13 protein-coding genes are annotated in these 15,318 nt (G+C 51.1%); 4 read left to right on the top strand and 9 right to left on the bottom strand.

Features of this window, described 5'->3' with window-relative positions:
- Positions 1–612 (bottom strand): glutathione binding-like protein, encoded by a 612-nt coding sequence (locus BEN74_RS17685; protein ID WP_068910735.1) that lies wholly within the window; start codon positions 610–612, stop codon positions 1–3.
- Between the two features lie 549 nt (positions 613–1,161).
- On the opposite strand from BEN74_RS17685, the gene BEN74_RS19765 reads away from it, so the two are divergent.
- The 3 genes from BEN74_RS19765 (at position 1,162) to BEN74_RS19755 (ending at position 3,070) form a co-directional block, all read left to right on the top strand.
- Entirely contained in the window at positions 1,162–1,431 is a 270-nt protein-coding gene (locus BEN74_RS19765; protein ID WP_228200369.1) for a hypothetical protein, read from the top strand.
- Positions 1,388–1,873, top strand: a complete 486-nt coding sequence (locus tag BEN74_RS19760; RefSeq protein WP_228200368.1) for a hypothetical protein — start codon at positions 1,388–1,390, stop codon at positions 1,871–1,873. The genes BEN74_RS19765 and BEN74_RS19760 overlap by 44 nt, the downstream gene beginning before the upstream one ends.
- Positions 1,874–1,942: 69 nt before the next feature.
- Positions 1,943–3,070: a sensor histidine kinase gene (locus tag BEN74_RS19755; RefSeq protein WP_228200367.1), complete on the top strand. Its 1,128-nt coding sequence runs from the start codon at positions 1,943–1,945 to the stop codon at positions 3,068–3,070.
- A gap of 107 nt (positions 3,071–3,177) precedes the next feature.
- On the opposite strand, the gene BEN74_RS17670 is transcribed toward BEN74_RS19755, so the two are convergent.
- Positions 3,178–5,670, bottom strand: a complete 2,493-nt coding sequence (locus BEN74_RS17670; protein ID WP_068910733.1) for an ExeM/NucH family extracellular endonuclease — start codon at positions 5,668–5,670, stop codon at positions 3,178–3,180.
- A gap of 196 nt (positions 5,671–5,866) precedes the next feature.
- On the opposite strand from BEN74_RS17670, the gene trmB reads away from it, so the two are divergent.
- The gene (gene trmB / locus BEN74_RS17665; RefSeq protein ID WP_068910732.1) at positions 5,867–6,583 is read left to right on the top strand and encodes a tRNA (guanosine(46)-N7)-methyltransferase TrmB; all 717 of its coding nucleotides are present in this window, start codon (positions 5,867–5,869) and stop codon (positions 6,581–6,583) included.
- A gap of 58 nt (positions 6,584–6,641) precedes the next feature.
- Here the strand turns inward: trmB and BEN74_RS17660 are convergent, their stop codons facing one another.
- The 7 genes from BEN74_RS17660 to BEN74_RS17630 all read right to left on the bottom strand — a co-directional run bounded on the left by BEN74_RS17660 (position 6,642) and on the right by BEN74_RS17630 (position 15,048).
- Positions 6,642–8,084, bottom strand: a complete 1,443-nt coding sequence (locus BEN74_RS17660) for a coniferyl aldehyde dehydrogenase (RefSeq protein WP_068910731.1) — start codon at positions 8,082–8,084, stop codon at positions 6,642–6,644.
- Between the two features lie 78 nt (positions 8,085–8,162).
- A complete protein-coding gene (locus tag BEN74_RS17655; RefSeq protein WP_068910730.1) occupies positions 8,163–9,776 on the bottom strand; it encodes a GMC family oxidoreductase in 1,614 nt (537 codons plus the stop codon).
- Positions 9,777–9,912: 136 nt separating this feature from the next.
- Complete coding sequence (locus BEN74_RS17650; protein ID WP_068910729.1) at positions 9,913–10,584, bottom strand: SAM-dependent methyltransferase; 672 nt, start codon at positions 10,582–10,584, stop codon at positions 9,913–9,915.
- Positions 10,585–10,645: 61 nt separating this feature from the next.
- A complete protein-coding gene (locus BEN74_RS17645) occupies positions 10,646–11,425 on the bottom strand; it encodes a Rossmann-like and DUF2520 domain-containing protein (protein WP_068910728.1) in 780 nt (259 codons plus the stop codon).
- A 90-nt stretch (positions 11,426–11,515) separates the two neighbouring features.
- On the bottom strand, positions 11,516–12,556 hold the full coding sequence (locus tag BEN74_RS17640) for a hypothetical protein (protein WP_068910727.1): 1,041 nt from the start codon (positions 12,554–12,556) through the stop codon (positions 11,516–11,518).
- 230 nt (positions 12,557–12,786) lie between these two features.
- On the bottom strand, positions 12,787–14,022 hold the full coding sequence (locus BEN74_RS17635) for a dihydroorotase (RefSeq protein WP_068910726.1): 1,236 nt from the start codon (positions 14,020–14,022) through the stop codon (positions 12,787–12,789).
- A gap of 9 nt (positions 14,023–14,031) precedes the next feature.
- Positions 14,032–15,048, bottom strand: coding sequence for an aspartate carbamoyltransferase catalytic subunit (locus BEN74_RS17630; RefSeq protein ID WP_068910725.1), 1,017 nt, complete (start codon positions 15,046–15,048; stop codon positions 14,032–14,034).
- Between the last annotated feature and the right edge of the window lie 270 nt (positions 15,049–15,318).

The following is a 15,318-nucleotide window of genomic DNA, read 5'->3' as shown; positions in this document are numbered from 1 at the left end:
TTAAGGAATTAAGCCTTCGTCGCGCATTGCAATCTGCACCGACTGGCGTTCTGCAATTTTATGGCGCAAAGCAATGATATTCTTATACGGCGTCAAGTCATGGCCAATGCCCTTCGACCAGTTGGTCAGCACAAATAAATATGCATCCGCCGGGCCAAAGTTGTCATCCACCAGATAACCGTTGTCTGATTCGCCGATGCTTTTCTCAATATAGCTGAGCAAGCGGTCAATCTCCGCATAGGCTTTTTCCTTCGCCTCTGCGCTGAGCGGCCCGCCAAAGAACACCGAATAAGCGTCATGCAGTTCAGAATTCAGATAGCCCAGCCATTCCAGCACCTTGGCGCGGCCCAAGCCTGAAGGCGGAATTAAGTCCTGTTTCGGATCATGCTGGGCAAGAAACGGCAGAATCGCCACGTTTTCAGTAAGGATCAAGCCTGGATTGATTTCCAGCGCCGGCACATAGCCTTTAGGATTAATTTCGTAATAATCTGCGCCTTTTTCTGTTTTATGTGTTTTTAGGTCAACGCGAACCAAATCAAAATCAACATTAATTTCATTTAAAATAATATGCGACGCTAAAGAGCATGCGCCCGGAGAATAATATAGCTTCATATCTGATCCTTGTTATTAAACTATTAATGTTTTAAATCGCTTCTGGCAAACTTTCAAGTAATCGAACCCGTAAATTGCAAAAAAGCGTAAATGCATAAAAAAACATTTACGCTTTGAATATTGTCTAAATCACGGAATTTTTCAAGTCAATCTGCGCTGATTTTTTCCAGATGATGATTCGCCATGCGCATGATTGCCGTTTGGCGGAAAAGGCGATGCTTTGGCAAACGCCGCATATTCACATATCCGCAGCGATGCGCCGGTAAATCCCCCCCTTTTCAGCCATAAGCGATGCAGGCCAGTAAGCAGGGCTGCGACCGCTGGCCGGCCTTAATCAAAAGCGGATTGATTGAATTTTCTTTTAATTTCAGCGCCGCATGCAGCGCCATCCAGCTATTCCTATTTGCAGACTGATAAAATTCATCTATATATTTTTCCTCAGAAAAATTATAATCCGCCACATCAGCATTGGATTTTGCTGCTTCATTCATTTTTGGCTCAGCAGCATCTTTATGCAGTTTTAAAAATAAATATAGGGGAACAAGTGTCATGGCGCGGGGATTCTCTCAATATTCATCAGAGCTGAGCCATTACAGCGCCATCATGCTGCTCTTCGCCTGTTTTGCCGTATTTATTCAGTTCCCCAGCACAGCATTTGCATCTGCGCCCGCTCAAAATAGCGCTCCGCCATGTCAGGCGGAAATACAGCGCATTGAAACCGCTAAAGGCGATTTAAAGCAGGAAATGCAGCGCCCTGCCGATGGCTGGGTCAAGCTTGGAAAAACGCTGGCCGGACTTTCACGGCATGGCGTGGTATAAAATCCACTTTAGCTATGAATGCGCGGATAATCTGCAAGACCAGCCGCTTTCCTTCGCCATAGAAGGCATCACCCAAAGCGGCAGAGTCTTTTTAAATGATGACCTGCTGTGGCAGGATCTCTCTGTAAAAGCGCCTGCATCACGCAGCCAATACGTGCCCCGCTTATGGAACCTTCCGGCATCCAGTTTGCGGCAAGGCCAAAATACGCTATGGATTCAAGCCTATGGAAGCTTTACCCAGAAATCCGGCCTAGGGCATGCCGTTTTAGGCAGTTATCCTGAAACTTACAAAATTTATAAAACATGGCTGCTGGAAAAGCGGACGCTGCCTATCCTCAACACCATCGTCAATATTGTCGTAGGTGTTTTTTATTTTTTAGCCTGGCTGGCCAACCGCAAAGAAAAGGCCTTTTTCTGGTTCGCCATGACTGGCGCAGGATAGGTCATTTACAGCTTCTGCTTTTTATATACCGATCCGCTCCCCTTTTTCACCGCCATCGGCATTGACCGCATGCAGAATATCACCTTCTGCTTTTATAGTGTTGCGGGCTGTTTAAGCGCATGGCACTTTGCACATAAACCGTTTCCGCGCATTCAAAAAGCGCTCTTTATGTTTTTAGGCGCAGCGGCCGTCTGCATTGGCTTGGCGCCGGCGGATAAAGTCAGCGCAGTGATGCAGCTGTTCTTTGCAGCAGCTGTCCTCATCTTTATCGCCAAATGCGTGAGCTATCCTGTAATTGCCTATAAATCAAAACTTCCGGAAACCTATTTGCTGGCGGTGATGTATTTCATCTATCTGCCGATTGCCGTCAATGACGCGCAGTTCATGATGACCATGGAAGGGCGCCCGCTGTCCCCCTATGCAGGGCCGTTTACCACTATGGCGGTTGGCGCCATTCTGGCGTTGCGCTTAGCCCGCAATACCCGGCAAATTGAGCGCTTCAACAGGACACTTGCGGAAAATGTCACGCAAGCCAAACAGGAGCTGACTGCATCATTAGGGCAGCAGCATAAGCTTGCGCTTGAAAATGCGCGCCTGCAGGAACGCATCCATTTATCGCACGATTTGCATGATGGCTTGGGCGGATCGATTGTCCGCTCCATCATCATGCTGGAACAGAATGATAAAAAAGTCGATAAGCCGCAAGTTTTATCAATTTTAAAAATGCTGCGCAGCGATTTGCGCCAAGTGGTTGATTCAGGCTCAAGCCTATCCTCCAAAGTGCCTGATACCCCTGTGGAATGGGGCGCGCCGATGCGCCATAGATTTGCGCAGCTGTTTGAGGAAATAGACATCCGTTCGCAATGGCATTTTGAACAGGCTTGGCAGATCTTGCCGACTGCGCTGCAATGCCTGACGCTGACCCGCGTTGCAGAAGAAGCGCTGACCAATATCCTGAAGCACAGTGAAGCCTCTGAAGTGAGGGTTGCTTTGACCGCAGCGGACAGCCATGAACTGGTCTTGCGCATTCAGGACAATGGCGTTGGCTTTGATCCGCAAACCGTAGAGGCCGGCCTGCATGTAGGACTGCAAAGCATGCAGGCGCGGATCAGCCGCCTAGGCGGCATTTTCAGCATTTCTTCCGCTGCCGGCCATACGGCCATTCAGGTCATTTTGCCACTCAAGCCGGGTCTATAGCTTTCCTTGTGATGAATAAGCTGCAAAGCTAAATTTAAGGCAGGAATGCAAAAAATCTCCCAGCGGTCAGCCACTGGGAGATTTTTAATTAAGCCTAGCCTGAAAAATCAGTCCGGCTGGACAGCCTTGCGGCGCCGAACCTGAGCAAAAACCGCCAGCCCCAGCATGCTCAGCATGCCGAACAGCCCCATGCTGCCTCCGACGCTTTTCTCGCTGTCCTGCGGCGGCTGCACAGCTGCGTCATTCAGCGCTAAATCGACAATAACCGGGTCATGGTCAGAGGAGCGGTACGGATCATCCTTAAAGAATAAGACTTTCTGCTCATCAGTTTTATATTCATCGTTGTAGTCCAGCGCCGTCGGCTCATCCGCGTTAATGTGCCATGCAAAGGCGCGCTTCACCATCGGGTAGAGGTTCGCATCGGCAATGGCGTGATCCAGATTGCCTGAGCCGCCATGGCCTTCCGCATTGCTGGCCACACCGAACACATAGCTGTACGCCGTTTTGCCCTGGCCGACTTTTTCATCATTCAAAAGCACTTTATAGCTGGCCTGTTCCAACGCGAGAATCGGGTCTTCTTTGGCATAGCTGTTCATGTCGCCCAGCAGCAGGAAGTTTGCATTCTGCTTTAACGCGGCCTGCTCTTTGGCGGCCCACTGCATCAGCTTGGCAACCGACTTGGTGCGCAGGTCATTCCAGCAGCCTTGGCCGTCACCCTGATCGGCATCCGGCGAAGCCTTATCTTTAGGGCAGCTGCCTTTGGATTTCAGATGGTTGGGAATGACCGTAAACAGCTTGCCGCCGCCCGCCGGCTTAAAGCTTTGCAGGAAGGTGACGCGGTTCATCTTGCTTTCATCATCATATACCGCCGGGCTGCCCACTGGCGTCACGCGCCTGCTGTTGTAAATCACCGCAACGGCAATCGCGTCACTGCCCAATTGATCTTTTGCAGGCGCAACATATTTCCAGTCACGGCCCAAGGCTTTGGTCAAATTGGCAATCGCGCTGTTTTCCCCATAGCCGTTATTGGCGATTTCCATCAGCGCCACCACATCGGCATCCATCGCTTTTAAAGCGCTGACAATTTTTCTGTGCTGCCTGTCAAACTCAGCTGCAGTGCTTGCGCCGCGCGCTGTGGGAAAGCCTTTTTCCGCGCCATTGTCATAATTCAGCACATTGAAAGCCGCCACGCGGATTTGCTTGGCGTCTTTCGCCGGCAGCGCAGCCCGCGGGTTCTTTTCCGCACTTACTGCAGGCTGATCTAAACTCGGGCGGGGCTGAATCCGCCATTGATCATAACGGTATTCCAGAATCCCCTGCACATTCTGCAGGTCATAGCCTGTACGCAGGGTATTGGCGGCGCTGAAATTCTGCGGCAGCCACGGCGTCCGGTTCTGATTGTTATAGCCGTCATCCAGCACAATTTTGGACAGCATGTTTTGCTTGGCCAAAGCCAGCGCTTCTGCAGATTTCGCCGGATAGAGATTGGTCGGAATGTAATGGCGTTCCGGCGTAAGCACCACTGAGCCAAAGCGGCCATATTCATAATTTTCACTGACGGTCAGCTTCTGCGGCAGCTTAACCAGCATGCCCTGATAGCGTTTCGGCGCATGGCCGGCGGGAGCGCTTAAGCTATCAAAGGGCAAATTCACTGCCAGCGGCTGCACCAAAGACAACGCGTTGTCCTGACAGGACACCACTTCGGTGCTTAAGTCCTGCAGCTGCAGCTGGTTTTTGTAATTGCTGAGCGTGCCTTTTAAAATAACTTCATCGCCCAGCTTGCCGCCTTTAACCGCGCTGCTGGCCGGAATATACACAAAAATTGCATTATTCACGCCAGCCTTGGCCTTGCTGTCCGCAGTCTGAATGAAGAAGCCATTAAAGCCATTGCTATAGCGGAAGTCCGCGGTAATCACGCCGCGCACTGCATAGGGCTGATCCAACGCTGCGCTGTGCAGGTCGGCAATGGCTGTGGTGCCTGAACTGCAGCTGATGCTTTCCGGCACCGGCTGGCTGCCGCCGCCATTGAACAGGTTTTCACTGTAAGCGCTGCGGTCAGACCATTTTGTCCATTGGCTTTCTAAATTGAAGGGATCTGCAGGGTTGACGCTGCCTGCGTCATTGCTGGCCTGAATCCGCGTCAGGCTGTTCTTGGCGCTGTTGAATTCTGCTGTACCCCAGCCATCGCCTGGATCTGCGCCCAATTGGCCAAAGCGGTCTACTGCTTTATCGCCCTTCTTTAAAATTAAGGCATCATCGCCATTAAAAGACACGCCCCTCTGCAGAAACTGCATTTTATCCGCATAGCCCGCCAAGGCTGCCTGCAGCTCTGAGCGCCCGACAATAATTTTCTGCTTTGGCCCTAAGTTTCCCGCCAGCGCAAATGTGCCGCTGGGCTTGTCTGAAGCGCCATTGCTGTATTGCAGAATGCTGTAGCCGGATAAGTCTACAGTTTTGCCGTCCGGGTTATAAATTTCCAGTCCTTTCTGATTGGATGCCCCGTCAATATACTGGCTGAACATGATTTCAGCATATACAGGAAATGAGCAGCCGCCCAGCAGCACGCATGCGGTTAAGAATTTTGGATTGAACGCCTTCATAATTTTTTATTGCTTGTTAAAATTATGATCAGGATAATTTTACCAAATGACATAGCCGTGAAAATTCTGTGACAATTTAACTGAGTTTTCCGCTGCTGGCGGTAAGATTGTTTCGGCTGATTTTCTGCAAAAAGTTTGACTTGTTAAGCTCAGGACTTAAAATACCGCATTCAATTTTTTTACCTTTGCCAAAGTTATGTCGAACGATCAATTAGACCAGCAAGTCGTAGAGCTGGACAACTTAAGCGAGCAGCGTGAAATTGTGACGTTTATGCGCCGCTCAACGCCGTTGAACACTTCTCAACGCACTGCGCTTGAACAATATGGTCACTTAATTTTGGAATACCCGGTTGGCGACCTGCGCCAGCATTTTGAACACCCAGAACGCCCTTTAACGGTAGAAATCGGTTTCGGCATGGGCCGCTCGCTGGTGCTGATGGCGAAAGCAAACCCAGAACGCAACTTTGTCGGCATTGAAGTGCATGTGCCGGGCATTGCGCAGTGCGTATATGAAGCCGGCATGTCTGAATTGAAAAACCTGCGCCTGCTGGACGCCGATGCGATTAAAGTGCTGCGTGAAATGCCGGACAGCAGCATTGATACCATTCAGCTGTATTTCCCGGACCCCTGGCAGAAAAAGCGCCATTTCAAGCGCCGCTTTGTATCTCATGACCGCATGCCGCTGGTTGAGCAGAAATTGGCAATGGGCGGCACGTTCCACTCAGCCACTGACTGGGAACCGTATGCGGAATGGATGCTGGATGTGCTGGACAACCGTCCAAATCTGGAAAATCTGGCAGGCAAAGGCAACAGCTACCCGCGTCCAGAATGGCGCCCGCAAACCAAGTTTGAACGCCGCGGACTGGAAGAAGGCCATAAAATTAATGACTTCATCTTCAAGAAAATCGGCTAAGCTCTTGTAGCAAATACCAAAGAAAGCGCTCAAATCAGAGCGCTTTTTTATGGCCCGATTAACGCAAAAACAGCCGGTAAATCCACATTTGAATCAATGTGCCGTATGGCGGATAAATCAGCCTCATTAAGCTGAATTTGGGCCGGACAAAAACAGACTTGGCATGGCTGAAGGTTTTAAAGCCTTCATGGCCGTGATAATGCCCCATGCCAGAAGCACCAATGCCGCCAAACGGCAGATCTTCCATGCCTGCGGTCATCAGGGTTTCATTCAGGCACACCCCGCCGCTATGGGTTTCCTGCAGGACTTTCTGCTGTTCCGCCTTGTTATAGCCGAAATAATACAGCGCTAAAGGCCGTTCACGCGCATTGATGTAGGCAATCGCCTCATCAATCTGCTCATAGCAGACAATCGGCAGAATTGGCCCAAAGATTTCATTCTGCATCAGCGCCATATCATCGCTGACATTGGTAACGGCAGCATGCGGCATGCGGCGCCCGTCCGGCGCAGCTTCGATCTGAATCAGCTGCGCTCCCTTTTGCTGCGCATCAATCAGGTAATGCTGCAGGCGTTCAAACTGGCGCTCGCTGACAATCGCGGTATAGTCCGGATTGTCACGGATGCTGTCGGGATAAAACTGCTGAATGACTTCAAAATAGGCTTGGATGAAGGCATCCTGCTGGCTGCGGTGCACCAGCGCATAGTCAGGCGCAACACAGGTCTGGCCGGCATTCATGGTTTTGCCGAAAGCGACACGGCGCGCGCTTTCCTTCAGGTCTGCATCCTGCGCAACAATGACCGGAGATTTGCCGCCCAGCTCCAAAGTTACGGGGGTTAAGTTATCCGCCGCCGCATGCAGCACATGGCGCGCGATTGCGGTTGCTCCAGTAAACAGCAGGTGGTCAAACGGCAGCTGGGTAAACTTCTGGGCAATTTGTGCATCGCCTGTAATGACACTGACATGACTTTCTGCAAATTCAACGGCTATCAGCTTCTTAAATAAGGCTGAAAACTCCGGGGTAAATTCGCTCATTTTCAGCATAACGCTGTTGCCGGCAGCCAGCGCCTGCGCCAATGGCCCGACTGCTAAGAACAGCGGGTAATTCCACGGCACAATAATGCCGACTACGCCCAAGGGCTGATACATGACATAGGCGCTGGCGGGCTGAAACAGGATGCCGACTTCGCGCTTGCTCGGCTTCATCCATTTTCTTAAATGCTTCAGGCTGTGCTTGATGCCGTTCAGGCTGGTCATCACCTCAAACAGCCGGGTTTCATCTGCGCTGCGGTTGGAGAAGTCGCGGCTGATGGCTGCGGCGATTTCATCCTGATGCTGCGCCACCAGCTGATACAGGGCTTGCAAATGCTGCCTGCGCTGTTCAAAACCGGGATAGCTTTGCGCCTTGAACGCCTGCTTCTGCTGCTGAAAAGCCTGCTGAAGCGCTAAGCCTGCCGCGTCAAAGCTGTCTTTCTCATCAAAAAGCTGCTGTTCCGCCGTCATCGCGTGTGTTCCTATTCTTATGATTATTTTACAAAATAAATGAAACTTAACATGCTGTCAGTACAATTCCGTGCCTGTTCAGGCCACTTGCCGCTGCCTGCAGGCGCGGCGGATCAAATCGGCAGCTTTTTCCGCAATCATAATCACCGGCGCATTGGTGTTGCCGCTGACCACCGCAGGCATAATCGAAGCATCCACCACGCGCAAATTCCGCACGCCATAGACCCTGAGCTGCGGGTCAACCACCGCCATGTCATCAATGCCCATTTTGCAGCTGCCTACAGGATGATAAACCGTGTCTGCGCGCTCGCGCAGAATCCGGCGGATATCGTCATCGCTGCGAACCTGCGCGGTGAATAGATCCTGCCTGCAGATTTCAGACAGCGCCGGCGAATGCATCAACTTCTGCGTCAGCTTGAAGCCCTGCACCAAGTCTTCCACATCTCGCTCATCGGCAAAAAAGTTAGGATCAATTTTCAGCGGATCGCTGATCTTTGCGCCGCTGAGCTGAATGGAGCCGCGGCTGCGCGGGTTCAGCAGGCAAACATGGCAGGAAATGCCGTGGCTGGCATGGAATTTCCGCGCATGGTCATCCACCAGCGCCACCACAAAATGCAGCTGCAGATTGGGAATCTCCAGCGATGGATCGCTTTTTAAAAAGCCGCCGCATTCGGCAAAATTTGATGCAATCATGCCGCGCCGTTCGCTGCGGTAGCGCTTGATCTGCTTCAGCAAGTCCAGCGAACCTGAAAGAGAGACGCCGAATGTGCCCTGAATATCATTGACGCTATAGCCAAAAATGAAGTCCGGATGATCATGGAAGTTTTTTCCGACGCCCGGCAGATGGTGTACGCTGTCTATGCCGTGCGCCTTCAGTTCAGCAGTATCGCCAATGCCAGACAGCATCAGGATTTGCGGCGACTGAAGCGCGCCGGCGCAGAGCAGCACCTCTTTTGCGGCCAGCAGCTGCCGGATCTGCCCTGCATGCGGCACTTCCACGCCGACCGCGGTTTTGTTTTCAATCAGAATTTTCTGCGTCACGGCATGGGTCAGCACGGTTAAATTCGGCCGGTGCAGATGCGGCTGCAGATAAGCGCGGGCCGCGCTGCAGCGTTCGCCGTTGATATGCGTGACTTGATAAACCCCTAGGCCTTCCTGCTCTGCGCCATTAAAGTCATCCAGTATTTTATAGCCTTCCGCCCGCGCTGCAGCGAGATAGCGCCGATGCAGCGCATTGTCTGAACGCACATCCGTAACCGAAAGCGGCCCGGCATTGCCGTGATATTCATTCTGTATGCGCTGGTTATTTTCAGACTTAATAAAATAAGGCAGCACCTCCTGATATGACCAGCCCGCATTGCCTAGCGCAGCCCAGCGGTCATAGTCGGCGCGGTTGCCGCGGATGTAAATCATGGCATTGATATTGGACGAGCCGCCTAAGCCTTTGCCGCGCGGCTGATAGCCTTTGCGCCCATTCAGGCCCGCCTGCGGCACAGTTTCAAAGGCCCAGTTATTGATTCGGGTCGGCAGGCTGACCACCGCCGCTGCCGGAACATTAACAGTCCAGCTGTCTCCGCTGCCGCCGGCCTCCAATAGGCAGACCGACACATTCGGATCTTCTGTCAGGCGTCCGGCCAGCACACAGCCGGCGCTGCCGCCACCAATGACAATATAATCAAACTTATTCTGCATTTTTATGATCCAGGCTATTTATTTTTATGATCTAAAAGTATGCCATTTTCAGGCAATAGAATAATTGATATTAAGAATGCCTTTTGGCGGAACAATCGAGAAGCTGCTGATTATCCCGCCGCAGCTTTAACGGTTTTTATTCATGGGCAATAAAGCCTTGATAGCACAAAATCTGGCTAAAGCGCTCCGCCTTGCCAAAACCCGCCTGCTGCAGATGCTCCAAGGTTTGCAGGTCATTTAACGCAAAAAAATCATCACGCATTCTATGCAGCATGGCTTGGGTCTGCTTTTCAGATAAGCCATTCAGCTCGCATATCTGCTTTAAGGCACCGGCTTCCAATTCAGATTTAAACTGCATTAAATCGAAGGTCATAAAAATCCCCTCAGCATTCAGGCACTGGCGGGCGCCCTGCATGAATTCCAGTTTCTGTTCAAAAGGCACAAAATGCGTGACCAGAATGGATAGAACCGCGTCAAATTTTGTCTGGCCGCTGAACTGCGTATGCTGCCCCAAGATGAAGTCCACGCGGTCCGCGGCATTCCACGGCGCGGCATAGCGCTGAGCTTTGTCCAGCATGGCCTGTGAAAGCTCCGTGACGGTAAAGCTGCAGTCTGGAAAATGCTGCAGCAGATAGCCCAGCTCATAGCCTGTGCCTGCGCCGATAATCAGAATATTGGCGCGCTCAGGCAAATGCGCTTTCAGCAGCGCCAAAATCTGCTGATGCACCACTTCATAGCCGGGAATTAATTTTCTGATGTGCTGGTCGTAGCCATCCACCACCTGCTGACTGCTGAAATCCTTAGCCAAACTTATTTTCCTTCTTATCCGGTTTAAAATATTTTGAGGCAATGCCGCTCTAAAGCGGCCCTCACGGCTGCTGATGCCGGCTTAAAATCTGCTCGCTGAACAGCGAATAAACCTGCTGCAGGTCTGTCCGCTGCTGTTGCTGCAACATCCGGGTATGCATGGCAATAATGTTATGGTCGCCGCGCATGGCAGGCCCGGTCTGCGTGTCTTTCGGGTCAGCCTTAAGCGCTTTTTGCGCCGTTTCCAGAATTAAGGGATACAGCAGGCTGAAATCGGCCTGTTTTTCATCCGTAATCTGCTTGGCCATGTCATAGCAATAGTTGGCGAAATTGCAGGCGTAGACGGCAGCCAAATGCAGGCTGAGGCGCTGCGCCGAAGAATATTGATAGACCCTACTGCTTAGGCTATTTGCCAGCTCGGTCAGCAGTTCTAAATCAGCGGGCGCTGCAGCTTCGGTAAAAACCGGCGTGCTGCCCCAGTCTATCCCGCGCTCCAGGCTGAAGGTCTGCAAAGGGTAAAATACGCCCGCCCGGCTATGCGCTTCCGCAAGCTTAGCGATATCGGTGCTGCCCGAGGTATGCGCAATTAAGGTCTTCGGCAGCTGCGGATGCACCGCCTGAATAACCTGCGCAATGGCGCTGTCACTGACCGCAATCAGCAGCAGATCAATATCAGCGCTTAATTCAGTGAAAGACTGCACCGCTGCTGCGCCAACGGCATCCGCCAGCTGCTGCGCATGAATATGGCCCTGACTGAAAATATTGACGATCTGATGCTGCTGCTTCAGCGCATGCGCCAAATGATGCGCCACCCGTCCGGCGCCGATAAAACTGATCCGCATAAATCCATCCGCTGTTTTTTTTACCGCCTACAGCATGCCAATAAAAAAAGGGCGAATCAATTCGCCCTTTAGTAAAAATGCGGATCTAATTTAATTAAAAACGTTATTTAAATACACTGCACGCTCTTTGGTCTTTTGAATAAAGCACTTGCTGTACTGAATGTCCTGATTCTGCTGATACATCGCCTCATTCCAATACTCCGCCTGCTTCTGGTAAGTTTCCCGCTCTTTTTCATCCAGCTCATGCACATTCTTCTGCGACAGCACCTTGCAGTCAATATCGCGCTTTTCAAACCAGTCGGACTGGTCCTGCTGCAGTGAGGTCTTCTGCTCAGCGCTGAAGCGGTCCCACGCCGCATTCAGGCGCTCAACGCTGGATTTTTTCTCATTTTCCAGTTCTTTCTGGCGCACATCCAAAGCCTTTTGCGCCAAATCACGCTGCGCGGCATTTTCCTCTACGTACTTTTTCGAATCTTCCTTATTCTGCGCATTGGCTTTTAAGTAGGATGCGTACTGCACCGCCAGCTGGGTCAGATAGGCTGCCTGCCCCACAACATAATGGCTTTCCATGGTCATGCTGATCTCATCTTTATCTGATTTTTCAATATGATAAATAAAGTCGATGCCATTTAAGCGGTCATTTTTCAAGGTCAGGCTGGGAAAAGACGTGCTGTAATGATCCTGCAGCGTATAGCTGCGGCTGCTGTTTTCTTCAGTTTCGCATTCTTCACAAGGCTCATCCAGATAGGCATTTTCGGCGCGCTTCTGCAGGCCTTTCGGCAAAACAGCGGTAATTAAGCTGCTGCAGTCCAGTGTTTTCGCCTGTTCGGGCTTTTCTGTCTTGGTGCTGATGTGGCTGATTTCAAATTTGATGTTTTTGCGGATTTTGTCCAGCAGCGCCTGATCGGCTTCATAGCCTGAATGGCGGATGCGCTGATCGACTTCTTTTAAATATTCTTCCTTCAGATAGTCCTGCATCTGCTGCACATTGTCCGGCGCGGTGCAGCTCCAGTCAGCCACTTCCGGAGTTTTGACTTCCGCAGCTTCCTGTTTTTTATTTTTAAAAAAATCACAGCCCGAAATCAGCGCTGTACTGCAAACCAGACCAAGAATAATGCTTTTGCTGTTCATTCTATTTAAACCATGCTGTTTTATAATTTTCCGCGGTATTTAACCAAAAAGCGCGCGATTAAGCCATCCTCTTGAGAAAAAATCCTGCCTTGCGAGCATTCAAGGCTCAATTTCCCTTGCTTAAAGCTGTCTCTGCTTTTCGCCTGTTCTCAGGCTATTTTCCCTTTTATCAGGAATAGAACAGCCCAATAAAAAAGCCAGCCGGAGCTGACTTTTCACTGCCATAAAAACTAAGCGGCGAAGGTTTTAAGCACCTTGCCTTTTACCGTTTGATTAATCAGCGGGGTATTTTTGCCGTTTGAAACAATGCTGTCTTTGCTCACCGTCCATTCCAGTGCAGGGTCAACCAGCGCCCAGCCGGCTTCTTCCACCCAGCGCGCATACATATTGGCAACGCGCGCCGGCGCAGCAGTCACTTTCTCAACCCATTGCAGCGGTTCAAACAGGCCTTCATCAATCAGCTGAATGCCAAACGGCACATAGGTGTCAAATGCGGTAAAGCCCGGCTGCGTTTCAGCAAACGGCGCCATTTTGGCAGAGCTGCTTAATGGCTCATGATGCGTGCTGATGGCATCAATAATGCCGTCTTTTACACCTTGGCGCAACAAGTCGCGGTCTGCTGCTGAACGCAGCGGCGGGCGCACATGCGCCAGCGAGTTAAAGCCGTCAATCAGCTGGTCAGTTAAATGCAGCTGATGCATGGCGACATCCGCAGTGACCGGCAAGCCTTTCGCCTTAGCAGCCTTAATCAATTCAACAGACGCGCCGCAGGACAACAAGCCAAAGTGCGCGCGCACGCCGCTAACTTCAACCATCAGCAGGTATTTGGCAATGGCGATAGTTTCAGCTAAAGCTGGAATCATCGGCAGGCCCTGACGCGACGCCACAAAGCCTTCATGCACGCAGCCGTCTTTGGCAATCTGCGGCTCTTCCGCATAGAACACCACCGTCATGTCCAGGCCAGCGGCGTATTCCAATGTGCGGAGCACCACATCATCATCCATAAATGGCTCATTAGCATTGGAAACCGCAGTACAGCCGCCTTTTTTCAGGCCCGCCATATTCGCCGGCTGCTTGCCGAGCAGGCCTTGGGTTTGCGCGCCGATCACCTGCAGATAAATGCCGCCGTCCAGCATGGCTTTTTCAACCAGGCCGTGAATTAAGGCGCCATTGTCCTGCACAATCGGCTGTGAATCCGGCGGCGTAAAGATATGCAGAATGCCGTTTTCACGGGCAGCTTTGCCTTCAGACTTCAGCGTGCCATGCTGCTGCTGGCCCGGCTCACGCAGGCGCGCGCACAGATCCACCATGGTCGGCATCAGCCATTTGCCTTGGCCGTCAATCACTTCTGAAGCATGGGCTGTTTCAGCAATCAGCTTGCCGTTTTCAATATAAACCGTCTGCACGCTGTCAGTTTTCTGGATTGGGTCCAAGACACGCACATTTTCAATTTTTACAATAGTCATGACTTTCCCTTAACCCGCAACCGCTTCAATTAAACCTTTTTCCTGCAGCTGGCCCTGCATGGCCAAAGCCAGCACCGCCATGCGCACCGCAATGCCATTGGTCACCTGATGCAGAATCACCGATTGCGCGCCGTCAGCAATGCTGGAATCAATTTCTACGCCGCGGTTCATAGGGCCGGGATGCATCACGATGCAGTCCGGTTTCGCCAAGGCCAGGCGCTCTTTGTTCAGGCCGTACATTTTGTAAAATTCCGCCTGTGACGATAATGCCGGCGAATCAATGCGCTCGTTTTGAATGCGCAAGGTAATGATCACATCACAGTCGCGGATGCCGTCTTCCATTTTGTTAAATAAGCGCACATCTGCGCCATATTCTGCAAAACCGTAAGGAAGCAAGGTATTCGGCGCAATCACGCGGATATCTTTACAGCCCAGCGTCTGCAAAGCGGCCACGTCCGAGCGCGCAACGCGCGAATGCTTAATGTCGCCGATAATCGCAACGCTTAAGTCTTCAAAATTTTTCTTGGTTTCACGGCGGATGGTCAGCATATCCAGCATGGCCTGCGTCGGATGTGCATGGCGGCCGTCGCCTGCATTGATAATCGCGACATGCGGGCAAACGTCTTTGGCAATGAAATGCGGCGCGCCTGAAGATGAATGGCGCACCACAAAAATGTCCGTGGCCATAGCTTCCAAATTCCACAAGGTATCGCGCAGCGTCTCACCTTTAGAGGTGCTTGAGCGGGCAATATCAATGTTCAGCACGTTGGCGGAAAGGCGCTTGGCTGCCGCTTCAAAGGTGGTGCGGGTGCGGGTGGAATTTTCAAAAAACAGATTCATTACCGTGCGACCTTCTAGGAGGTTATTGGTAATTAGCTGATTTTGGTCATTAAAAAAGGACTGCGCAGTGTCCAATATTTTTGTGAGGGTTTCTTTAGAAAGGCCTTCGATGGTCAGAAAATGTTTTAGGTTTCCATCTTGGTTGAGTTGAATCTGGCTCGGTGTATGCAATGCCGCCAAGTGCATGAGAGATTCCTTATCGTTAAGTTAATACATTATACAGAGAATCCCAGCCTTTGGCAGTTGAAGTTTTCAGCATTTGAACTGAATTATTGCAGAAATAAAAACGGAAATTAAAAAATTAATCCTGAATTCCTATGTATTAATTCAATGAGATAATTTAAACAGAGTAATTCATCCGGACTTTTTTGGCGCTGCGCTTTCCCCCTTGTTTTTGCTGCAAAAAATACAGGCGCCAAGCGGATCAAGCGCTTAACGCCTGCCTAAAAATTTGAT

It is taken from the genome of Acinetobacter sp. WCHAc010034 (assembly GCF_001696615.3).
Taxonomy (GTDB): Bacteria; Pseudomonadota; Gammaproteobacteria; order Pseudomonadales; family Moraxellaceae; genus Acinetobacter.
This window is presented reverse-complemented; position numbering and strand designations above follow the sequence as displayed.